Below are 26350 nucleotides of genomic sequence, written 5' to 3' on the forward strand. Positions count from 1 at the left end.
CTATTCCGCGATCACGATCGTGATCTCCTCGCCCGCCGCGTCGGTCGATTCACCCGGCGAGGCGAACCAGTGGGTGACCTCGCCTTCGGTGAGGTCGGTCTCGAGGTCGCCGGTCGGGAGGACGGACAGGGCTCCGGCGGTGGCGGAGACCAAGAACTCCAGGACGGCGGCGCGGCCGGACAGTGCGGTGGTGTACGTGGTCGACTCGTAGTCGATCTCGTGCTCATCGCGCACGCGTTCGGCCTCGTCCAGTGCCTCGGACTGAGTGATCGCGACGACTCCGTTCGCCGTGGTGACGACGAACGCCGGGTGTTCCTCGCCGAGCGGGCGGACCCGGTCGGCGTAGGACACCGGATGCGCGGCCGCCGCGGCGATGTCCTGCTGGACCTGGGCGTCGTCGAGTGCCAGCCAGCGAATGTCGCTGTCGGCCACCGAGCCCGCGGAGATCCCGAACGCGGTACCCGCCGCGGCCAGCTCCTCGGCGGTGCGGTCGCCCGCGAACAGGCATGCCGCACCGGCCTTCTGCACCGCCCAGGCCGCGACCACCGCGTCCACCGAACGCGGCAGCGTCACCGCGACCACGTCGCCGGGTCCCGCACCGCGGTCGATGAGCACCCGGGCCAGCTGCGAGGAACGCCGATCCAGCGTGTGGAAGGCGACCTCGTCCTCACCGGCCAGCAGCGCGGGCGCATCCGGGTCCTCTTCGACGACCTCGGCGAGCACCTTGGACACCGTGCGAGCGCCGACCCGGCCCACCGGCTCCGGCGTGGAAGCCGCGGCCGTGACGCCGGATTCGACCAGCAGCCGGGCCCGCTCGCCCTCGTCGAGGATGTCGATGTCCCCGACCAGCGCCTCCGGATCGCCCAGCAGCGCGTCGAGCACCCGCACCAGCCGTTCGGCGAGGATCTCGACCTCTTCGGCGGTGAACCGGCTGCCCAGGTACTTCAGGGTCAGCTCGATCGTGGCCTCCGACATCACCAGCAGGGTCATCGGGTAGTGCGTGGCGTCGTTGACGCCGACACCGGTCACCGACATGCCGTCGATCGAGCTGGCGGCCGAGATCGCTTCCTTGTCCATCGGATACGACTCGAACACCAGCAGCGTGTCGAACAGTGCTCCGGTGCCCGCCACCCGCTGGATGTCGGTGAGCCCCACATAGTGGTGCTCGAGCAGACCCGCCTGGTCGCCCTGCAAGCGCCCGAGCAGCTCGCCGATGCTCTGGCGGTCATCGATGCGCAGCCGCACCGGCAGCGTGTTGATGAACAGACCCACCATCGACTCGACACCGGGCAGCTCGGCCGGACGGCCGGACACCGTCGCGCCGAACACCACGTCGCCGCGTCCGGTCAGACGTCCGAGCAGGATGCCCCACGCGGCCTGTACCAGCGTGTTCACCGTGACGCCGAGTTCGGCGGCGTGCTTGGTGATCCGGCGGGTGCGGTCGGCGTCGAGTTCGGTGACGACCTTGCCGATCTCGTAGTTCTCGGCGCCGCGCGGCTGCGGCGCGAGCTGGGTGGGTTCGTTGACCCCTTCCAGCGCCGTCGCCCAAGCGCGCAGCGAGGCGTCCCGGTCGCGCCCGGCCAGCCAGCCGAGGAAGTTGCGGTAGGAGGCCACCCGCGGCAAGGCGGTCTGGTCGCCGCGCACCGCGTACAGCACCAGCAGATCCCGCATGAGCAGCGGCATCGACCAACCGTCCAGCAGGATGTGGTGGGTGGTGATGGCCAGGTGCCATTGCGCGGCGTCGCTGCGGAACAGCGTGAACCGCATCAGCGGCGGCGTGGCCATGTCGAAGTGCGTCGCCTGATCGGCCGCGACCTGCCTGCGCAGCTCCGCGGTCCGCTCGTCGGCGGGCAGCCCGGTGAGATCCACCTCGCGCCACGGCGCCTCGACCCGATCCAACACCACCTGCACGGCCTGCCCGTCGGCGTCGGTGACGAACGCGGTGCGCAGGTTCGGGTACCGGTCGACGATGCCCTGAGCCGCCGCACGCAGCCGCGCCACGTCCAGCGTGCCGCCCAGGTCCACCACGGCCTGCATGGTGTAGACGTCCACGGTGGACTGGGTCATCATCGCGTGGAACAGCAGACCCGACTGCAGCGGCGACAGCGGCCACACCTCGGCCAGCGCCGGGTAGCTCCGCTCCCACTGCTCGAGGTCGGGCTGCCGCACCCGCACCAGCGGCATGTCCGACGGCGTGAAGCCGCCCGCGTCGGGCCGCCGCGCGTGGGTGGCCAGCGCGGTGAGCGCCTCGACCCACAGGTCGGCGAACTCCTGGACCCGCTCCCTGCTCAGCAGACCGGTCGGGAAGGCGAACGACGCGCCCAGTCGCGGACCCTCGTCGGAGTCGGTGACGATGGCGTTGATGTCGATCGTCGCGTTGGCGGGCATGTCGAGGTCCATGTCGACATCCAGCTGACCCAGGTCGGCCACCGGCACCCAGCCGATCTCGGCGAGCTGCTCGGGGATCTCCCCGGCCGACATCCGGCCCAGGTAGTTGAAGCTGATCTGCCCGGACGAGCCGAGGCTCGGCGCGGTCTCCGGATTCAGCTGCCGCAGCAGGCCGTAGCCGAGGCCCTTGTCGGGCACCGCGAGCAGCTGCTCCTTGATCGACTTCACGATCTCGCCGAGCGCGGCGCCACCGGCGAACGCGTCGGTGAGATCCGCACCGGCCAGGTCCAGCCGGACCGGGTAGGCCGAAGTGAACCAGCCGACCGTGCGCGACAGATCCGCGCCCGGCACGACGTCCTCTTCACGACCGTGGCCTTCCAGCTTCACCAGCGCCGCGTCCGAACCGTCGCCGCGCCAACGGGCGACCGTCATGGCCAGCGCCGAGAGCAGACCGTCGTTCACACCGCCCCGGTACAGGCCCGGGATCGCGGTGAGCACCGCGTCGGTGACCTCCGCGGGCACGGTGACCTCGACCCGCTCGACGGTGGCGAACGTGTCCACCGCCGGATCGAACCCACGCTCGCCCAGCAACGGATCCGGTGTGGCCGAAACTTGCTGCCAGAACGGCAGTTCCGCGACCCGATCCGGCGCGCTCGCCGCCTGGACCAGGCTGTGCGCCCAGCGCCGCATGGAGGTGCCGTTGGCGGGCAGCGCCACCGGCTGACCGGCGACCAGCTGCGACCAGGCCACCGCCAGATCCGGGATCAGGATGCGCCAGGACACGCCGTCGACCACGAAGTGGTGCGCGACGATCAACAGCACGTCCCGCCGCTCGCCTTCGAAGGCGAACCAGACGAACTGCGCCATGGCGGCCTCGGCCGGATCCAACCTGCCCAACGCACCGTCGAGCGCTTCGGTGGCCACCCGCGCCAGCTCCGCCTCGTCGGCGTCGGCGGCCAGGTCCACGCGGTGCACCAGCGCGTCGACGTCCACCGCGCCGTGCGGCAGCGCCTCGAATGTCCAGTCCCCGCCGGTGCGGCGCAGCCGCGACCGCAGCACGTCGTGGTGGTCGAACACCGCCGCGATGGTGGCGACCAGGGTCTTTCGGTCGATGCCTTCGGGCAGCCGCAGCGCCATGGTCTGCGAGAACCGCTGATACGACGAGCCGCTCGCGAGGATCTGCCGCATGATCGGGGTCAGCGGGATCTCGCCGACACCGCCGCCGGGCAGTTCCTCCAGCCGCACCTGCTCCGTGCCCGCGCCCAGCGCGGCGATCTCGGCCAGCGAGGCCACGCTGCGCCGCTCGAACACGTCACGCGGAGTGAACAGCACGCCACGCGCCTTGGCCCGCGAGACCAGCTGGATCGACAGGATGGAGTCGCCGCCGAGCGCGAAGAACGAGTCGTCCAAACCGATCTGGTCGACGCCGAGCACCTCGGCGAACACCTCGGCGATGACGGCCTCGACCTCGCTGGCCGGCGCGCGGAACTCGCGCGGCGCCAGCTCGGGCTCGGGCAGCGCCTTGCGATCCAGCTTGCCGACCGGGGTCAGCGGGATCTCGTCGATCACCACGATCGCCGTCGGCACCATGTGCGGCGGCAGGGTGCGCGAGGCGTACTCGGTCAGCCTCGCCGTGTCGATCTCCCGGCCCGGCGCCGCCAGCACGTAGGACACCAGGATCGTCGCGCCCGCCTCGGTCTTGCGGCCGATGGTGATCGCGTACTCGACGTCCTCGTGGCTCGCCAGTACGGTGTCGATCTCGCCCAGTTCGATGCGGAAGCCGCGGATCTTCACCTGGAAGTCCGAGCGGCCCACGTAATCGAGGTGCCACGGCACCGACGCCACCGCGGCGTTGCCCGCCCGCTCGCCGGGTTCGGCGAACCAGCGCACCACGTCACCGGTGCGGTACATGCGCGCGCCCTCGTCACTCCACGGGTTGGCGACGAACCGTTCCGCGGTGAGGTCGGGGCGGTTGTGGTAGCCACGCGCCAGCGCGCCACCGGCCAAATACAACTCGCCCGCGACGCCCGGCGGCACCGGGTTGAGGCGGTTGTCCAGCACCAGCGCGGACATGCCGCGCACCGGACGGCCGATGGTGATGTGCCTGCCCGGGGTGAGCTGGGCGTAGGACGAGATGATCGTCGTCTCGGTCGGGCCGTAGGCGTTGAAGTACTTGCGGCCCGGCCACCACTTGGCCAGCAGTTCCGGCGTGGTGACGTCACCGCCGACCGACGCCACCTCGAGCGCCTCCATGCCTTCCGGATCGACCGTGCCCAGCACCGCGGGGGTGATGATCGTGTGGCTCACCCGCTCGGTGCGCAGCAGCTCCGCCAGGTCCGGGCCGCCGATGATGGTCGAGGGCACGACCACCAGCGTCGCGCCGGTGTAGGCGGCGCACAGCCATTCCAGCACCGACGGGTCGAAGCTCGGCGAGCAGATGTGCAGGAACCGATGGTGCGATTCCAGCTGGTAGAGATCCGCCGCGACGCCGACCAAGCCGCCCATGCCCGCGTGGGTCACGGTGACGCCCTTGGGCATACCGGTCGAGCCGGAGGTGTAGATGACATACGCCGGATGACGCATCGCCAGCACGGCGTTGCGGTCGGCGTCGGTCACCTGCTCGGCGGACTGGCTCTCGATCAGCTCGCCCAGCGCCGGGTCGTCGATCCGCAGCCACTCCACGTCGCGCGGCAGCCGGTCGACGTACTCGCTCGCGGTGATGCCGATGACCGCGCCGGAGTCGTTGACCATGTGCCGCATGCGATCTTCGGGGTAGGTCGGGTCGACCGGCACGTGCGCGCCGCCCGCCTTCGCCACCGCCCAGAACGCCGCGACCATCTCGTAGGAGCGCGGGAACGACAGCGCCACGATGCGCTCCGGTCCCACACCGCGCGCGATGAGCACCCGTGCCAGGCGCGAGGAGTACTCGTCCAGTTCGCGGTAGGTGATCGAGCGACCCTGGTAGCGCACCGCGATCTGCTCCGGGTCCAGCCGCGCGCCGTATTGCAGCAGGTCCGGCAGCAGGCCGGTGGCCATGACGTCCTCGCCCGCCACGTGCGTGAGCAGGTCGTACTCGGCCGCGTCCAGCAGCGGCAGGTCGCCGATCGGGGTTTCCCGGTCGGTGGCGATCGCGGTGAGCAGCCTGGTGAACCGCTCGGCGAACACCCGCACCGTCTCGTCGTCGAACAGATCGCGCGCGAAGGAGAACTCCGCGTACATGCCCGCGTCGTCGGGGTTCTCCCCTGCCTCGCGGATGGTCAGCGACAGGTCGAACTTGGCGGTGTCGACGTCGAAATCGACCGCGCCCACGTGCAGTCCGGGCAGCTCGAAGCTGCTCTCGGGCAAGTTCTCGAACGACAGCGCCACCTGGAACAGCGGGTGCCGCGCGGTGGAGCGCTCCGGGTTGAGCAGTTCCACCAGCCGCTCGAACGGCAGGTCCGCGTGCGCGAACGCCTGCAGGTCGGCGTCCTTGGTGCGGGCCAGGAACTGGTCGAAGGTGAGGTCGCCGTCCACGTGCGAACGCAGCACCAGGGTATTGACGAACATGCCGATCACGTCGTCGAGTTCGGCCTCGCCGCGGCCCGCGATGGGCGTGCCGACGGCGATGTCGTCGGTGCCGGACATACGCGCCAGGAACAGCGCCAGCGCGGCGTGCACCACCATGAACAGCGTCGCGTTCTGCTGCCTGGCGATCTCGGTGAGCCTGCCGTGCAGCTCACCGGAGATCGGGAACACCACGCGCCCACCGGCGAACGACTGCGTCGTCGGACGCGGCCGGTCGGCGGGCAGGTTCAGCTCGTCGGGCAGCCCGGCCAGCGCGGCACGCCAGTACTCGGCCTGCTGGGAGATCAGGCTCTGCGCGTCGTCCTCGGAGCCGAGCACGTCACGCTGCCAGAGGCTGAAGTCGGCGTACTGCACCGGCAGCGGCGCCCAACCCGGTTCCACACCGGCCGAACGGGCCGCGTAGGCCAGCATCACGTCGCGGGTCAGCGGGCCCATCGACCAGCCGTCGGCGCTGATGTGATGCGCGACGAACACGAGCACGTACGCTGTGCCGGCTCCCGCCCCGCCGCCCGCCGCCGTGACGCGGAACAGCTTGGCCCGCAACGGAACCTCGGTGGTCACGTCGAACCCGGCAGAGATCACCTCGATGATCCGGTGCCGGATGTCCTCGGGCGCGACGGCTTCCGGCCGCAGGTCCGGAACGGCCCGCTCGACGGGCACGATGACCTGGTGCGCCGCGCCGCCGTGCTCGGGGTAGACGGTGCGCAGGGTCTCGTGCCTGGCGATGACGTCCCCGACCGCCGCTTGCAGCGCTTCGACATCCAGCTCGCCGGTGAGCCGCACGGCCACCGGGATGTTGTTCACCGCCGAGGCGGTGTCGAACTGGTTGAGGAACCACATGCGCTGCTGCGCCAGCGACAACGGGATGCGCTCCGGACGCGGACCGGCCACCAGCTCGCGACGACCACCGGCGCCCGCATGCTGCTCCACCTTCGCGGCCAACCCGGCGACAGTGGAGGCCTCGAACAACACACGCACCGGCACACGGGCATCCAATGCCGCGCCGATACGCGCCGCCACCTGCGTCGCCAACAGCGAATTACCACCGAGCGCGAAGAAGTCGTCATCCGCGCCGACACGCTCCACCCCGAGCACCTCAGCGAACACCGACGCCACGATCTCTTCGATCGGCGTCGAGGGCGCCCGGAACGCCTGAACCTCGAACTCCGGCTCCGGCAACGCCTTGCGGTCGAGCTTGCCGTTGACGTTCAACGGCAAAGCGTCCAACACCACGAACGCCGACGGCACCATGTACGACGGCAACCCAGCGGTGAGTTCGGACTTCACCTGCGCCACATCGACACCGGCTTCGGTGTCGCTCGCCACCAGGTAGGCCACCAAACGGTCACCGGTCTTCGGATCCGACTTCGCGATCACCGCTGTCTGCGCGATCTCCGGCAACGCGAGCAGCGCGGCTTCGATCTCACCCAACTCGATACGGAAGCCACGAATCTTGACCTGGAAGTCCGTACGACCCCGGTACTCGAGTTCGCCGGTGCTGGTCCAGGCCACCAAGTCACCGGTGCGGTACATCCGCGCACCGGGCTGGAACGGGTTGGCCACGAACCGGTCAGCGGTCAGGTCCGCACGACCGAAGTAACCGCGCGCCAACTGCGCACCGGCGAGGTACAACTCACCGGAGACGCCGTCGGGCACCGGCCGCAGCCGGGAGTCGAGGACGTAGACCTGGCTGTTCCATTCGGGCGCGCCGATCGACACGGATGTCCCGTCGGCGAGAGTGACCCGGTGGCTGGTGATGGACACCGCCGCCTCGGTCGGACCGTAGAGGTTGAACAGCTCGGTGCGCGGGTGTTCCCGTAGGAACCGCTGCGCCACCGCACCCGGCAACGCTTCACCGATCGCCAGCACCCGCCACAGCGAGTTCGGCATACCGGCGGTCAGCAGCGCGTCCAGCATCGACGGCACCACATGCAGCGTGGTGACCCACTCGCGCGCCATCAACTCGTTGAGGTAGGACGGATCACGGTGACCGTCCGGCGAGGCGATGACCAAACGGCCACCGCACACTGCCGCCGACCAGAACTCCCACACCGACAAGTCGAACGTCGCCGCCGTCTTCAGCAGAATCGCATCCGCCGCGTCGAGCCCGAACTCGACGTTCTTCCACTGCAACTGGTTGGCGATCGCGCCGTGCGAAACAGCCACACCCTTCGGGCGACCCGTCGAACCGGAGGTGAAGATGACGTACGCCGTGTTCTCCGGACGCAACGGTCCCACACGATCGGCATCAGCGACCGGCGTCGCATCGACACCCGACAAGTCGATTTCGTCGATCCGCACCACCGGCGCGACATCGGTCTCGAACTCGGCGTCGGCATTCGTCAGCACACAAACCGGTGCCGCCGTCTCCAAGATGTAGCTCGTCCGCTCGGCAGCCTGATCCGGATCCACCGGCACATACGCACCACCGGACTTCGCCACCGCATACATCGCCACGACCAAATCCACCGAGCGACGCAACGCCAGCGCCACCCGCGACTCCGGACCGACACCCAGCGAAATCAGATGCCGCGCAAGACGATTCACCCGAACATCGAGTGCGCCGTAGGTGATCGACTCGCCGTCCTCGGTGACGAGCGCGACTTCCTTCGGGCCGGCCGCCACCGTGGCGTCCAGCAGCGACACCAGCGTGGCGGAGGTGTCCACCGGCTGGTCGGTCGCGTTGCGCGCGCTCAGCAACTGGGTCCGCTCTGCGGCGTCGAGCAGTTCGAGGTCGCCGACCGGGGTGCGGGGCGCGGCGATGATCTCGCCCAGCAGACGCGCGAACCGGTCCACGAAGCCCTGCACCGTCGCGCGGTCGAACATGTCGGTCGCGTAGGTGAAGAAGCCGGTGATACCCACGGGCGCGCCGGCGTCGTCGTAGCGGTCGGTCGCGATCAGGTGCAGGTCGAACTGGGACAGCTCGGTGTCGATGTCCAGGCCGGACACGCTCAGGCCGGGCAACTCCAGCGCGGACTGCGCCAGGTTCTGGAACGACAGACCCACCTGGAACAGCGGGTGCCGGGCGGTCGAACGCACCGGGTTGAGCACCTCCACCAGGCGCTCGAACGGCACGTCGGCGTTGGCGAACGCCTGGATGTCGGTCTCGCGCTGGCGGGCCAGCAGATCGGTGAACGCCTCGCCCGCCTCGACCCGGGTGCGGAACACCAGGGTGTTGACGAACATGCCGATCAGGTCGTCCAGAACGGCTTCGCCACGGCCCGCCATCGGCGTGCCGATCGCGATGTCGTCGGTGCCCGACAACCGGGCCAGCAGCACCGCCAGCGCGGTGTGCACGACCATGAACAGCGTCGCGCCCTCGGCACGCGCCAGCTCGATCAGCGCCTGATGGGTCTGCGCGTCCACCCGCAGCTCGACCTTGCCGCCCGCGAACGACTGCACCGCGGGGCGCGGCCGGTCCGAGGGCAGGTCCAGCTGATCGGGCAGCTCGGCCAGCGCCTGGCGCCAGTAGGCGACCTGCTTGGCGGCCAGCGACTCCGGATCCGCCTCGTCGCCGAGCAGTTCGCGCTGCCAGATGCTGTAGTCCGCGTACTGGACTTCCAGCGGCGCCCAGTTCGGCGCCTCGCCCGCCGACCGCGCGGCGTAGGCGATCATCAGGTCCCTGGTCAGCGGGCCGACCGAGGAGCCGTCACCGGAGATGTGGTGCACGACCATGGCCAGCACGTAGTCCACCGACCCGTCCGCCGGAATCTGCGCGCCCTCCCCGGCGATCTGGAACAGCGCGACCTTCACCGGCACCTCGGTCGTGACATCGAAGATCGTCGAGGTCAGCGCCACCACGGCCGACTCGATCTGCGACGGTGCGACCACCCGCACCTCCAAGCGCGGCACGGCTTGGGCGGGCGGCAGGATGACCTGCACCGGGCCCGCCTCGGTCTGCGGGTACACCGTCCGCAGGATCTCGTGGCGGCTCACCAGATCCGCGATCGCGGCACGCAACGCGGCCACGTCCAACGCGCCGGACAACCGCACCGCGATCGGCACGTTGTAGGCCGCCGACTGGGTGTCGAACCGGTTGAGGAACCACATGCGCTGCTGCGCCAGCGACAGCGGGATGTGCTCCGGCCGCGGGCCCGCCGTCAGCGCACGGCGGCCGCCCATGTCGGCGTGCTGCTCCACCCGCACCGCCAGCGCGGCGACGGTGGACGCCTCGAACAGCAGACGCACCGGCACCCGCGTGTTGAGCGCCTCACCCAGGCGGGCGGCGACCTGCGTGGCCAGCAGCGAGTTACCGCCCCAGGCGAAGAAGTCGTCGTCCAGGCCGAGGCGCTTGGCCTCGCCGCCTTCGCGATCGGAGATCCGCAGCACCTCGGCGAAGGTGTTCGCCACGATCTGCTCGATCGGCGTGACCGGCGCGCGGAACACCGCCTTCTCGAAGGTGGGCTCCGGCAGCGCCTTGCGGTCCAGCTTGCCGTTGGCGTTGAGCGGCAACGCCTCCAGCCCGATCAGCATCGACGGCACCATGTACGACGGCAGCTCGGCCGACAGCGCGGACTGCAGCGCCCGCTTGTCCAGCGCGCCCGTGCGGGTCACCACGTAGGCGACCAGCCGATCGCCGATGCTCGGATCGGTGTGCGCGACGACGGCCGCGGCGCTCACCGCGTCCTGCCGCAGCAACGCGGCCTCGATCTCGCCGAGCTCGATGCGGAAGCCGCGGATCTTCACCTGGAAGTCGGTGCGGCCGCGGTAGTCCAGCTCGCCGGTGGCGCTCCAGGCCACCAGGTCGCCGGTGCGGTACATCCGGTCGCCCGGCGCGCCGAACGGGTCGGCGACGAACCGGTCCGCGGTCAGGTCCGCACGACCGAAGTACCCGCGCGCCAACTGCGCACCGGCCAGGTACAACTCACCCGAAACACCGACCGGAACCGGCCGCAGGCGCGAGTCGAGCACGTAGACCCGGCTGTTCCACTCCGGCGCGCCGATCGACACCGCCGCCTCGTCGGCATCGGTGACCAGGTGGCTGGTGATCGACACCGCCGCCTCGGTCGGACCGTAGAGGTTGTGCAGTTCGGCGGCGTTGTTACGGCGCAACCGCTGGGCGGTCGCGGCGGGCAGCGCCTCACCGATGGCCAGCACCCGCCGCAGCGAATCCGACAGGCGGCCACCGGATTCGGTGAGCAGTGCGTCCAGCATGGACGGCACCACGTGCAGCGTGGTGACGCCGGTGGCGCGCATCAGCTCGTTCAGGTACGCCGGGTCGCGATGTCCGTCGGCGGAGGCGATCACCAGGCGGCCGCCGGAAACCGCGGCCGACCAGAACTCCCAGACCGAGAGGTCGAACGTCGCCGCCGTCTTCAGCAGCACCGCGTCGTCCGCGCCCAGCTCGAAGACGGAGGTCTCCCATTGCAGCTGGTTGGCGATCGCCGCGTGCGGCACCGCGACGCCCTTCGGCTGACCGGTGGAACCGGAGGTGAAGATCACGTACGCGGTGTTCGCCGGGGTCAGGGCGCCCGTGCGCTCGGCCGCGGTCACCGGAGCCGTCGAGTACTCGGCGAGGTCGAGCCCGTCGATCTGCACGACATCGGCCGCCGCGGTGTGGAACCCGTCCCGGCCGGTGGTCAGCACGCACACCGGCGCGGCGGTGCCCAGGATGTAGTCGGTCCGCTCGGCGGGCTGGTCCGGATCGATCGGCACGTACGCCGCACCGGCCTTCGCGACGGCATACATGGCGATCACGAGGTCGCTGCTGCGGCGGATCGCCAGCGCGACCCGGTCCTCCGGGCCGACGCCGCGGCCGATCAGGTACCGGGCCAGGCGGTTGACCCGCGCGTCCAGCCCGGCGTAGGTCAGCTCGCGACGGCCGGTCGGCTCGTCGGCGACCAGCGCCACGGCCGCCGGGGTCGCGGCCACCGTGGCGTCCAGCAAGGACACCAGCGTCGCGGTCTGGTCGACCTCGTGCTCGGTGGCGTTCCACGCGGTGAGGATGCGCTCGCTCTCCTCGGCGGCGAGCAGGTCGATCTCGCCCACCCGCACCGTGGCGTCGGCCAGCACGGCGTCGAGCACTCGCAGGAACCGGTCGGCGAAGCCCTGCACCGTGTCCTCGTCGAACAGATCGGTGGCGTAGCCGAATTCGGTGATGATCTCGGCGGGCGTGCCGTCGTCGGCGTACCGGTCGTAGAGCGTGACGTGCAGGTCGGTCTTGGCCAGCTGCGAGTCGAAGTTGACCGCGCTCACCGTCAGGCCGGGCAGCTCGAAGGTGGTCTCGGCCAGGTTCTGGAACGACAGGCCCACCTGGAACAGCGGGTTGCGCGCGGTCGAGCGCACCGGGTTGAGCACCTCGACCAGGCGCTCGAACGGCACGTCGGCGTTGGCGAACGCCTCCAGGTCGCGTTCCTTGACGTCGCCGAGCAGGTCGGCGAAGCGCTCACCGGGCGCCACTGTGGTGCGGAACACCAGGGTGTTGACGAACATGCCGATCAGGTCGTCGAGTTCGCGTTCACCGCGACCGGCGATCGGGGTGCCGACCGCGATGTCGTCGGTGCCCGACAACCGCGACAGCAGCACCGCCAGTGCCGCGTGCACCACCATGAACAGCGACGCGTTGTGCGCGCGCGCCAGCTCGTGCAGGCGGGCGTGCCGCTGCGGGTCGATCTCGAAGCGGATCGCCTTGCCCTGGAACGACTGCGCGGGCGGGCGCGGCCGGTCGGCGGGCAGTTCCAGCTGATCGGGCAGATCCGCCAGCGCCTGGCGCCAGTACGCCACCTGCTGCGCGGCCAGCGATTCCGGATCGTCCTCGGATCCGAGCACCGCGCGCTGCCACAGCGCGTAGTCGGCGTACTGCACCGGCAGCGGCTGCCACTGCGGCGTCTCGCCCTGCACCCGGGCCACGTAGGCGGCCATCACGTCGCGCGCCAGCGGGCCCATCGACGAGCCGTCGGCCGCGACGTGGTGGACGGTGAACGCGAGCACGTGGTCGTTGTCGGCGATGCGGAACAGCGCCACCGCCAACGGCACCTCGACGGTGACGTCGAAGGTGGTCAGCGCGAAGCCGATGACGGCGCCGAGCAGGTCCTCCTCGGCCACGTCGATCGGGGTGAGCGCCGCCGCTGACCGGTCCGCCGGACGGATCACCTGGTGCGGGCCCTCCGCCGAGCGCGGGTAGGTGGTGCGCAGCACCTCGTGACGAGCGAACACGTCACCGATGGCCTGCTCCAGCGCGGCCACCTCCAGCGTGCCCGACAAGCGGACGGCCAGCGGGATGTTGTCCACCGCCGAAGTAGCCGTGTCGAACTGGTTGAGGAACCAGTACCGCTGCTGCGCGGGCGAGAGCGGGATGCGCGCCGGCCGCTCCCCGGCCTCCAGGCGCGGCCGGTCGCGGCCGGACCCGGCGTTGCGCTCCACCCTGGCGGCCAACGCCAGCACGGTGGACGCCTCGAACAGGTCGCGGACCGCAAGCTGGGTGTCCAGCGCGGCGCCCAGCCGCGCGGTCACCTGAGTGGCCAGCAGCGAGTTGCCGCCGAGTTCGAAGAAGTCGTCGTCCAGGCCGACCCGCGCGACACCGAGCACGTCACCGAAGGTGCCGGCCACGATCTCCTCGATCGGGGTGGACGGCGCGCGGAACACCTTGGCCTCGAACACCGGAGCGGGCAGCGCCTTACGGTCCAGCTTGCCGGAGGCGTTCAGCGGGAACGCGTCCAGCACGACGAACGCCGACGGCACCATGTAGGCGGGCAGCTCGCCGCCGAGCTCGGAACGCACGCCCTCGATGTCCACCGAGCGGCCCGCGGTCGCGATGACGTACGCCACCAACTGGTCGCCCAGCCGCTCGTCCGAGCGCACCACGACCACGGCCTGCGCGATCGAGTCCAGCGCGGTGAGCGCCGACTCGATCTCGCCGAGCTCGATGCGCAGACCGCGCAGCTTGACCTGGAAGTCGGTGCGGCCCAGGTACTCCAGTTCGCCCTTGTCGGTCCAGGAGACGAGGTCGCCGGTGCGGTACATCCGCTCGCCCGGCGCGCCGTACGGGTTGGCCACGAACCGGTCAGCGGTCAGATCGGGACGCGCGACGTAGCCGCGGGCCAGTTGCACGCCCGCGAGATACAGCTCACCCGCGACACCCACCGGCACCGGGTGCAGGCGCGAATCCAGCACGTACACCTGTGTGTTGAACACGGGAGCGCCGATCGGCACCGACACCGTGTCGGCCTCGGTCACCTCGTGATAGGTGACGTCGACCGCGGCCTCGGTCGGGCCGTACAGGTTGTGCAGCAGCGCGCCGGTGAGTTCCTGCATCCGCTGCGCGGTGGCGGCGGGCAGCGCCTCACCGGAGGCGAAGACGTTGCGCAGACTGGTGCATTCGTCGGCCCGTTCCTCGGCCACGAACACCGACAGCATCGACGGCACGAAGTGCGCCGTGGTGACCTGCGCGCCGGTGATGACCTGCACGAGGTAGGCCGGGTCGCGGTGGCCGTCGGGCTTCGCTACGACCAGGCGCGCGCCGACCTGCAAGGGCCAGAAGAACTCCCACACCGACACGTCGAACGTCGCGGGCGTCTTCTGCAACACCACGTCGGTGTCGTCGAGGCCGTACTCGTCCTGCATCCACACCAGACGGTTGACGATCGCGGCGTGCGAGACCGCCACACCCTTAGGGCGGCCGGTCGAACCGGAGGTGAAGATCACGTACGCGGTGTTCGACGAGCGCAGCGGCGCACGGCGATCCGCATCGGTGACCGGCTCGTCGGAGTACCCGGCCAGCGAGACCACATCGATCTCGATCGCCGGGGTAGCGCCCGCGTCGAACTCGTCGCGCGAAGTGGTGAGCACGCACACCGGCTGCGCGGTGTCGAGCACGTAGCGGGTGCGGTCGGCCGGATGGTCCGGATCCAGCGGCACATACGCGCCACCGGCGACGCTCACCGCGTACATGCCGACCACCAGCTCGATCGAGCGGCGCATACCCAACGCGACCATCGAATCCGGGCCGACGCCCAGCGAGATCAGGTGCCGGGCCAGGCGGTTCACCCTAGCGGCGAACTCGGCGTAGGACAGACTCGTCCCCTCGAACGTCACCGCAGGCGCGTCCGGGGTCCGCGCCAGCTGCGCGGCGAACATCGACACCAGCGTGGCGTCCGGGTCGACCGGGTGCGCCGTGTCGTTCCACCGCTCGAGCACCTCGGTGCGCTCGACGCTGTCGAGCAACTCGACATCGCCGACGGCCACGGACGGATCCGCGGCGATCGCCGTCAGCATCCGCACCAGCCGCGACGCGACGCCCGCGATGGTGTCGGGGTCGAACATGTCGGTGGCGTAAGCGAATTCGGCGGTCATGCCGTCGGCCGAGCCGGAGGCGTCGAACCGGTCGGCGAGGTTGAGGTGCAGGTCGAACTTGGCGGTCACCACGTCCAGCGGCACCCCGGCCACTTCCAGGCCGGGCAGCTCGAAGGTGGCCTCACCGGTGTTCTGGAACGACAGCATCACCTGGAACAGCGGGTGCCGCGCCTGCGAACGCGCCGGGTTCAGGATCTCCACCAGCCGCTCGAACGGCAGGTCCGCGTGCGCGAACGCCGCGAGGTCGGTGTCCTTGGTGCGCGCCAGCAATTCGGTGAACGCGATCGCGGGATCGACCGCGCTGCGCAGCACCAGGGTGTTGACGAACATGCCGATGGCGTCGTCGAGCACCGCCTCGCCACGGCCCGCGACCGCGGTGCCGATGGCGATGTCGTCGCTGCCGGACAACCGGGCCAGCAGGGCGGCGAACGCCGCGTGCACCACCATGAACAGGCTGGCGCCGTTCGCGCGGGCCAGCGCGTTCAGCTCGCGCAGCAGCTGCGCGTCGAGCGCGAACTCGTACACGCCGCCGCGGTTGGACGCCACCGCCGGACGCGACCGGTCCGACGGCAGATCCAGCTGATCCGGCAGCCCGGCCAGGGAGTCGGACCAGAACGCGACCTGCTGGGCGATCAGCGAGGCGGGATCGCCCTCCGACCCCAGCGTCTCGCGCTGCCACAGCGCGTAATCGGCGTACTGCACCGGCAGCGGCGCCCACGCGGGCGCCTCGCCGCGCGAACGCGCCGAGTAGGCCACCATCACGTCGCGCGCCAGCGGGCGCACCGACCAGCCGTCGCCGGAGATGTGGTGCACCACGAACACCAGCACGTGGGTGTCGGGCTGCGAGCCGTCCATCGAGCCCGCGATGCGGAACAGCGCGGCGCGCACCGGGACCTCGGCGGTGACGTCGAAGCCGGTCAGCACCAGTTCGCTGATCCGCTCGGAGATCTCGGCCTCGGACACCTCGATCGGGGTGAGGTCGACCGCGCTGTGCCCGGCGGGCAGCACGACCTGCACGCCCTGGCCGTCGGCGGTCTCCGGGTAGACCGTGCGCAACACCTCGTGCCGGTCGACCACGTCGGCCACGGCCTGGCGCAGCGCCTCGGTGTCCAGGGTTCCGGTGAGCCGGACCGCGAGCGGGATGTTGTTCACCGCGGTCTGGTTGTCGAACCGGTTCAGGAACCACATGCGCTGCTGGGCCAGCGACAGCGGGATCTTCGACGGGCGCGGGCCCGCGGCGAGTTCCCGGCGGCGGCCGGTGCCCTGGTGCGCCTCCACCCGCACGGCCAGCGCCGCCACGGTCGGCGCCTCGAACAGCGTGCGGACCGGGATCCTGGTGTCCAGCGCGGCGCCGAGCCGGGCCACCACCTGGGTGGCGATCAGCGAGTTGCCGCCCAGGTCGAAGAAGTCGTCGTCCAAGCCGACCGCGCGTTGCGCCTGTGCCAGGCCGAGCACCTCGGCGAAGACATCGGCGACGATCTCCTCCACCGGCGTCGACGGCGCGCGGAACTGCCGCGCCTCGAAGACCGGCTCGGGCAGCGCGCGGCGATCCAGCTTGCCGTTCGGGTTCAACGGCATGGCGTCGAGCACCACGATCGCGGCGGGCACCATGTAGGACGGCAGCTGCGCGGCCAGATGCGCGCGCAGCACCTCGACGTCCACCGTCGCGCCGTTCGCGGGCACCACATAACCCACCAGCTGGTCGCCGGTGCGCGCGTCGGAGCGCACCAGCGCGACCGACTGCGCGACCGACTCATGCGCCGTCAACGCGGTCTCGATCTCGCCGAGCTCGATGCGCAGACCACGCAGCTTCACCTGGAAGTCGGTGCGGCCCAGGTACTCGATGGCGCCGGTGTCGTCCCGGCGCACCAAGTCGCCGGTGCGGTACATCCGAGCACCTGGCGCGCCGTAGGGGTTGGCCACGAAGCGGTCGGCGGTCAGGTCCGTGCGACCGAAGTATCCGCGCGCCAACTGATCGCCCGCGAGGTACAGCTCACCCGCGACGTTCGAAGGCACCGGGTGCAGACGCGAATCCAGCACGTACGCCTGCGCGTTCCACACCGGCAGGCCGATCGGCACCGCCCCGTCCACCTGCTCGGCTACGGGCGCGTGCGTGGCGTGCACGGTGAACTCGGTGGGTCCGTACAGGTTGTACAACGCGGCATCACTGACACGACGGATCGCCACCACCGCGTCGGCGGTGAACGCCTCACCGGCGACGAACAGCGTGCGCAGCGAGGCGAGCGCGTCCGCGTCGGCCGGGTCGATCCCGGCCGCGAACACGGTCAGCATCGACGGCACGAACGAGGTCATCGTGACCCGTTCGGCCGCGATCACCTCGGCCAGGTACTGCGGGTCGCGGTGCCCGTCCGGGCTCGCCACCACGATCCGTCCACCGGTGCTCAGCGGGCCGAACAGCTCCCACACCGACACATCGAAGGTAGCCGGGGTCTTGAACAGCACCACATCCTCGGCGTCGATACCGAATTCCCCGGTGATCCAACGGATCTGGTTGACCACCGCGGCGTGCGGCACGGCGACGCCCTTGGGGCGGCCGGTGGAGCCGGAAGTGAAGATCACGTACGCCGGGTGCTGCGGGCGCAGCGGCGCGACGCGCTCGGCGTCGGTGACCGGGTCGTCCGCGTAACCGGACAACTCCAGCTCGTCGATGCGCAGCGTCGCGCGGCCCGCGCCGTCGAACGCGTCGCGCGCGGTGGTCAGCACGCAGACCGGGTCGGCCGAGTCCAGCACGTAGTGCACCCGGTCGGCGGGCTGGTCGAGATCCAGCGGCACATAGCCGCCACCCGCCGCCTGCACCGCGTAAGCGGCCACGACCAAGTCCACCGAGCGGCGCAGGCCCAAGGCGACCAACGTCTCCGGACCCACACCCGCCTCGATGAGGCGACGCGCCAACCGCCGCACCCGCGAGGCGAATTCGGCGTAGGAGAGCTGCGTCCCGGTGGCCGGATCGATCACCGCGACCGCGTCCGGCGTCGCCGCCGCCTGCGCGGCGAACTCCTCGACCAGCGTGCTCGCCGGGCCGAGGTCGCGTGCGGTGTCGTTCCAGCCGCGCAGCGCCTGCTCGGCCTCCGACTCCTCCAGCAGCGTGAGATCGCCGATGGGCCGGTCCGGCTCGGCGGCGACGGCCTTCAGCAACCGGCCGAAGCGCCGCCCGAACTCGGCCATGGTGGCCGGGTCGAACAGGTCGGTGGCGTAGATCAGCTCGGCCGCGATGCCCGCGGAGTTCGCGCCCGCGGAATTCTCGGCGTCGCGTTCGGACAGCACCAGTTGCAGATCGAACTTGGCGACGTCGATCGGCAATTCGACACCGCTCACCGTCAGACCCGGCAGCTCCAGGCTGTTCTGGCCGGTGTTCTGGAACGACAGCATCACCTGGAACAGCGGATGCCGCGCCTGCGAGCGCGCCGGGTTCAGGATCTCCACCAGCCGCTCGAACGGCAGGTCCGCGTGCCCGAACGCGGCGATGTCGGTGGCGCGCACCGCGCGCAGCAACTCGGTGAACGTCGCACCGGCCCGGATCGGGGTCCGCAACACGAGGGTGTTGACGAACATGCCGATCAGATCGTCGAGCGCGCGCTCGCCACGTCCGGCGACCGGAGTGCCGATCACGATGTCGTCCTCGCCGGACAGCCGCGACAGCAGCACGGCCAGCGCGGTGTGCGCGACCATGAACAGCGTCGCACCCCGGGTGCGGGCCAGTTCGGTGAGCTGAGCGTGGGTCTGCGCGTCGATCTCGAAAACGTGCGTGGCGCCGCGACCGGAGGCAACCGCCGGACGCGGCCGATCCGACGGCAGATCCAGCTGCTCGGGCAGCCCGCGCAGCGAGTCCGACCAGAACGAGATCTGCTCGGCGATCACCGAAGCCGGATCGTCCTCGGCGCCGAGCACCTGACGCTGCCACAGCGCGAAGTCGGCGTACTGGACCTCCAGCGGACGCCAGGCGGGCTCGCCGCCGTCGACGCGGGCCCCGTAGGCGGTCATCACGTCGCGGGTCAGCGGGCCCATGGAGAAACCATCGGCCGAAATGTGGTGCACCACCAGGGCGAGCACATGCTCGGTGGGGCTGATCTCGAACAGCCGGGCGCGGAAGGGCACCTCGGCGGTGACGTCGAAGGCCGTGCCGATCAGCCGCGCGAGCTGTTCGGGCAGTTCGGCTTCGGTGACGTCGACCGGCGTCAGGTCCGGAATGACCTTGGCCGTGGCCACGATCTGCTGATGTGCGGCGCCGTCCACCTCGGGGTAGAAGGTGCGCAGCGACTCGTGGCGGGCCAGCACGTCGGCGACGGCGATCTGCAACGCCTGACGGTCCAGCAGACCCGACAGCCGCACCGCGGCCGGGATGTTGTCCACCGCCGAGTCGGGGTCGAAGCGGTTGAGGAACCACATGCGCTGCTGGGCCAGCGACAGCGGCACCAGCTCCGGCCGCTGCTGCGGCGCCAGCGGCGCACGACCGCCCACACCCGCCTTGGTCTCCGCGCGCGCCGCCAAAGCGACCACGGTGGAGGCCTCGAACAGCTCGCGCACGCCGAGGTCGGTGTCCAGCGCGGCCGACAGCCTCGCGGCGACCTGGGTGGCCGACAGCGAGTTGCCGCCGAGGGCGAAGAAGTCGTCGTCCAGACCCACCCGCTCGAGGCCGAGCACGTCGGCGAAGGTGGCGGCGACGATCTCCTCGACCGGCGTGGTCGGCGCGCGGAACACCGCGGCCTCGAACACCGGCGCGGGCAGCGCCTTGCGGTCCAGCTTGCCCGAAGCGTTGAGCGGGAACTCCTCCAGCACCATCACGATCGACGGCACCATGTAGGCGGGCAGCTGCCGACCGAGGTCCTCGCGCACCAGGTCGGTGTCCAGCGCGGCGTCCGGCGCGGGGATGACGTACGCGACGAGCTGATCGCCCGCGTGCGCGTCGGAGCGCACCACGACGACCGCTTGCGCGATCTCGTCCAGGCCGGTCAGCGCCTGCTCGATCTCCCCGAGTTCGATACGCAGACCACGCAGTTTCACCTGGAAGTCGGTGCGGCCCAGGTACTCCAGCTCGCCGTGCTCGGTCCACGCCACCAGGTCGCCGGTGCGGTACATCCGCGCGCCGGGCTCCCCGTACGGGTTGGCGACGAACCGGTCACTCGTCAGATCCGGGCGCGCGACGTAACCCCGCGCCAGCTGAACACCCGCGAGGTACAGCTCACCCGCGACACCAACGGGGACCGGACGCAAGCGCGCGTCCAGCACGAACACCTGCGTGTTGAACACCGGAGCACCGATCGGCACCGTCTCGGTGTCGGCGTCGACGACCTCGTGGAAGGTGACGTCGACCGCCGCTTCGGTCGGGCCGTACAAGTTGTGCAAGGCCGCGCCGGTCAGCTCGCGCAGGCGGTGCGCAGGCTTGGGTGGCAACGCCTCACCCGAAGCGAACACCAGTCGCAGCGAATCGCACTGCGCGGCGGCGGCATCGGCGACGAATACCGCAAGCATCGAGGGCACGAAGTGGGTGACGGTCACCTTTTCGGCGCTGATGATCTCAGCGAGGTAGGCCGGGTCGCGATGACCGTCCGGCTTCGCCACGACCAGGCGGGCACCGATCTGCAACGGCCAGAAGAATTCCCACACCGACACATCGAAGGTCGCAGGAGTCTTCTGCAACACCACATCAGCGCCGGTCAACTGGTAGGCCGTCTGCATCCACACCAGACGGTTCACGATCGCCGCATGCGAAACCGCCACACCCTTCGGACGACCCGTCGAACCCGACGTGAAGATCACATACGCGGTGTGCGACGGACGCAGCGGCGCACGACGATCCGCGTCGGTGACCGGGGCCTCGGACAGACCCTTCAGATCCAGCAGATCGATGCGCACCTGCGCGGTATCGATGTCCAGATCGCTACCGGAGGTGAGCACACACACCGGATCGGCCGTGCCGAGAATGTATTCCGTGCGCTCGGCCGGGTGATCCGGATCCAGCGGCACGTACGAGCCACCGGCCACGGCGACGGCGTACATGCCGACCACCAGATCGATCGAACGCCGCATTCCCAGCGCCACAAACGATTCCGCGCCCACGCCGCGCGCGATCAGCCAACGTGCCAGCTGGTTCACCCGCCAAGAGAACTCGGCGTAGGACAGACTTGTCCCCTCGAACGTGACCGCCGTCGCGTCCGGAGTGCGTTCGACCTGGTCATAGAACATCGACACCAACGTCGCGCCGGTGTCCACCGGATGCGCGGTGTCGTTCCACCCGGACACCACGAGCTCGCGCTCAGCGGCATCCAGCAACTCGATGTCACCGACCACCGCCTCGGGTTCGGCGGTGATCGCGGTGAGCACCCGGACCAAGCGGTCGGCGATGCGGCGCACCGTCTGCTCGTCGAACAGGTCGCGCAGGTAGCCCGCGCGCACCCGCAGCCGCGAATCCAGCTGCGCGATCAGGGTCAGCGGGTAGTGCGTGGCGTCGGCCGCGTCCAGGCCGACCACGGCCATGCCGTCGATGTCCGCCGCCTGCGCCTGCAAGCCCGCGGCGTCGACCGGGTAGGACTCGAACACCACCAGGGTGTCGAACAGCCCGCCGACGCCCGCGACGGCCTGGATGTCGGCCAGGCCCACGTAGTGGTGGTCGAGCAGGTCGGCCTGCTCGCCCTGAGTGCGGACCAGCAGGTCGCGCACGGACTCCGACGGATCGAAACGCACCCGCACCGGCACGGTGTTGATGAACAGGCCGACCATCGCCTCCACGCCGGACAGCTGCGCGGGACGACCGGAGACGGTGGTGCCGAACAGCACGTCGTCGCGGCTGGTCATGCGGCCGACGAGAATGCCCCACGCCGTCTGCAACACGGTGTTCGGGGTGACGCCCAGCGAGCCGGCCAGCGCGGTCAGCCGCGCGGTGGTCGCCTCGTCCAGGTCGAAGAAGTACTCGCCGGACAGCGAGGTGATCTCGCGACCGGCGTCCGGCCGCGCCAGCAGGGTCGGCTCGCCGACGCCGCGCAGCGCGTGCGCCCACGCGGCCAGCGACGCCGCCTGATCTTGCTGCCGGGTCCAGTCCAGGAAGTGCCGGTAGGACCGCACCGCGGGCAGCGCGGAGGCGTCCGCGTGCGCGGCGTAGAGCACCAGCAGATCCCGCATGAGCAGCGGCATGGACCAGCCGTCGAGCAGGATGTGGTGGTTGGACACCACGAACTGCCAGCGGTCGGCCGCGACCTGGATCAGCGTGAAGCGGATCAGCGGCGGCGCGGCCAGATCGAACCGGCTCATGCGGTCGGCCTCGATCAGGTCCTCAGCCACACCGGATTCGATCCGGTCGTGCTCGGCCCACGCCACCCGGACGCTGTCCAGCACGATCTGTACCGGGTTGCCGTCGTGGTCGCTGACGAACGCGGTGCGCAGGTTCTCGTAGCGGTCCACCAGAGCCTGCGCGGCCGAGCGCAACCGGGCGGCGTCCACCCGGCCGGTGAGCGTCAGCACCGCCTGCGCGGTGTACACGTCCACCGAGGTCGCCGCGAGGCGGGCGTGGAACAGCAGACCGGCCTGCAACGCCGACAGCGGCCACACGTCGGCCAGCGCCGGGAAGCGCCGCTCCCAGACGTCGATGTCGCGCTGCGTGCTGCGCACCAGCGCGAAATCCGACGGTGTGTGCCCGCCCGCGCCCGCCGAATTGGCGTGCCGCGCGACAGCTTCCAGCGCGGCGGTCCACAGTTCGCCGAACTCGCGCACCTCGGCGGCCGACAGCAGGGTCGACGGGTAGCCGATGTTGGCGGTCAGCTTGTCGCCGACCACGATCGCGTTCACGTCCAGCGGCGCCATCGCGGGCATGTCCGCGTCGTAGGCCCCGCCCAGCGCGCCGAGTTCCGGCGCGGGGATCCAGCCGAAGCCGCGCAGCGACTCCGGCACGTCACCCTCGGAGACGCGGCCGAGGTAGTTGAAGCTCACCTGGCCGGGCAGCTCACGCGGCAACTCGGCCGCGGTCTCGGTGTTCAGGTACCGCAGCAGGCCGTAGCCGATGCCCTTGTCGGGCACCGACAGCAACTGCTCCTTGACCGCCTTCACGGCCGCGCCCAGCGCGGGGCCGCCGGTGAACGCGGCGTCGACGTCGATGCCGGACAGGTCGAAGGCGACCGGGTAGATCGCGGTGAACCAGCCGACGGTGCGCGACAGATCCGCACCCGGCACCACGTCTTCCTCGCGGCCGTGACCCTCCAAGCGAATCAGCAGCGAATCCTCGCCGCGAGCGGCAACCCGCCGCGCCCGCCACTTGGCGGTGGCCAGCGCCAGCGCGGTCAGCAGGCCGTCGTTCACACCGCCGTGGAACAGCGCCGGAACCGTGGTGAGCAGGGCCTTGGTGACCTCGGCGGACACCTCGACCTGATGCTTGGCGATGACGCCCGAGGTGTCGAGAGCCGGATCCATCGCACGCTCGGTCAGCAGCGGATCGGCCGTACCGACCACCGAACGCCAGTAGTCCAGCTCGGCCACCCGCTCCGGGCTGACCGCTTCGCGCTCCAGCGCGTGCGCCCACGCCCGCATCGACGTGGCCGGGGCGACCAACTCGGGCGTCTGCCCGGCGGTGCGCTGCCCCCACGCGGCGACGAAGTCCGGCACCAGGATGCGCCAGGAGACGCCGTCCACCACCAAGTGGTGGGCGACGACGATCAGGCGACCGGCGCGCTCGGCGGAATCGGGTTCGAGCCAGACGAACCGGATGACCACGCCCGCGGCCGGATCGAGCCGGTCCAGCGACTCGTCCAATGCGGCCGAGGCGATCTCGACCAGTTCGGCGTCGGTGACGTTCGCGTCGAACTCGGTGCGATCGATCAGCGCGTCCACCGCGACCGTGCCCGGCGCGGCGGTCTCCACCACCCAGTCGTCGCCGTCGCGGCGCAGGCTCGCGCGCAGCATGTCGTGACGATCGATGACCGCGCCGACCGTCGCGGCGATACCCGCCCGATCGATACCGACCGACAGTTCCAGCGCCAGCGTCTGATTGAACCGGCCGAACGAACCGCGCCGCTCGGCCATGAACCGCACCACCGGCGTCAACGGCATGACGCCGATACCGCCGCCCGGCGGCTCGGCCAGCGTCGTCGCCGACGCCTCGGCCGCCTCGGTGGTCTCCGCGACCGACGCCAGCCCGGCCACGGTGCGCTGCTCGAACACGTGCCGCGGTGTGAACACCACGCCGCGCGCCTTGGCCCGCGACACCAACTGGATGGAGACGATGCTGTCGCCACCCAGCGCGAAGAAGGAGTCGTCCACGCCGACCCGCTCCACGCCCAGCACCTCGGCGAACACTTCCGCGATGGTCTGCTCGACCGGCGTGCGCGCCGCACGGAACACGACCTCCGTCGCGAACACGGGCTCCGGCAGCGCCTTACGGTCCAGCTTGCCCACCGGGGTGAGCGGCACATGGTCGATCACCATGATCGACGAGGGCACCATGTAGGCGGGCAGGCGCTCCTCGACGTGCGCGGTCAGCGCCGCGACGTCGATCGTACGACCTTGCGCGGCAACGACGTACGACACCAGCGACACAGCGCCCGCGGCGCTCTTGTGGCCAACGGTGACGGCGAAGTCGACGGTCTCGTGCGAGGCGAGCGCGGCGTCGATCTCGCCGAGTTCGATGCGGAAACCGCGCACCTTCACCTGGAAGTCGGAGCGGCCTACGTATTCGACGACAAGCGATTCGACTTCTCCAGCGGGCGCGGAGCCCGCGGAGTGCCCGACCCGGGTCCAGCGCACCACGTCGCCGGTGCGGTACATCCGCGCGCCGGGCACGTACGGGTTGGCGACGAACCGTTCCGCCGACAGACCCGGGCGGGCGTGGTAGCCACGCGCCAACTGGACGCCCGACAGATAGAGCTCACCCGCGACACCCACCGGAACGGGCCGCAGCTGGGCGTCCAGGATCAGCGACTGCATGCCGCGAGTCGGGCCACCGATGGTGACCCGGTCGCCCGGCGCGAGCGCGTCGCTGATGTTGGTCATGATCGTGGTTTCGGTCGGGCCGTAACCGTTGTGGAAGCGGCGGCCCGAGCCGTCCGGCGCGCCACCCCACTTGGTGACCAGATCGGCCGGCACGGCCTCGCCGCCCGCCACGATCACCCGCATGCCGGCCAGCGCGGCCGAATCCAGCGACGCGAGCACCGACGGGGTGATGAAGGCGTGCGTGACCCGCTCGGAGCGGATCAGCTCGGACAGTTCCTCGCCGCCGTACACGCCGGGCGGGCAGACCACCAGGGCGCCACCGCGGCCGATCGCGAGCAGGAACTCCAGGATCGAGGCGTCGAAGCTGGGCGAGGCGAAATGCAGTGCGCGCGTGTCGGAGTCGACGTCGTAGCGGGCGTTCTGCTCGTCGCGGAAGTTCGCGAGACCGGCGTGGGTGACCACGACGCCCTTGGGTACGCCGGTGGAACCGGAGGTGTAGATGACGTAGGCCGGGTGCTCCGGCCGCACCGGGCGCACCCGATCGGCGTCGGTCACCGGGGCGCTGTCGAACCCGTCGAGATCCAGTTCGTCGAGCACCAGCCACTCGACCGATTCCGGCAGTTCGGCGCGCACCGACGCCACGGTCAGGCCGATCGGGGAACCGGAGTCGGTGACCATGTGCGCGATGCGGTCGGCCGGATAGGCGGGGTCGATCGGCACGAACGCGCCACTGGACTTCGACACCGCCCACTCGGCGAAGTACGACTCGTCCGAGCGCGGCACGGCGACCGCCACCAGATCCTCGGTGCCGATACCGCGCTCGATCAGCAAACGGGCCAAGCGGTTCGACCGCGTGTCCAGCTCGCCATAGGACACACTTCTCCCCTGGAACACCACGGCGGGCGCCTCGGGATCGATGGCGGCGGCCTCGGCGAGCAGGTCCGGCAGCGTCCGCGCGGGCGTGGCGGGCGCACCGGTGCGCGCGACCAGGTCGGCGCGCTCGGCGGCGTCGAGCACGTCGATCGCGCCGACGGCGACCGACGGATCGGCCGCCACCGCGGCGAGCACGCGCTCCCAACGATCCACGATGGCCGCGGCGGTCGAGGAGTCGAACAGCTCGGTGGCGTAGGTGAGCGCCAAAGCCATAGCGCCGGGGCCGGTTTCACCACGCTCG

The 26350-nt window shown here is 70.6% G+C and carries 1 protein-coding gene (cut by a window edge); it reads right to left on the reverse strand.

The genetic code is table 11. The annotated features are described in order from the left end of the window. Positions 1-26350, reverse strand: partial view of a non-ribosomal peptide synthase/polyketide synthase gene (locus ACWEO7_RS00905; RefSeq protein ID WP_452419924.1) — the 3' portion only. Its footprint extends 17390 nt past the window's final position; the window shows 26350 of its 43740 coding nt (coding positions 17391-43740); the start codon falls outside the window, past its right edge; it ends in the stop codon at positions 1-3.

It is taken from the genome of Nocardia sp. NPDC004260 (genome assembly GCF_053603155.1).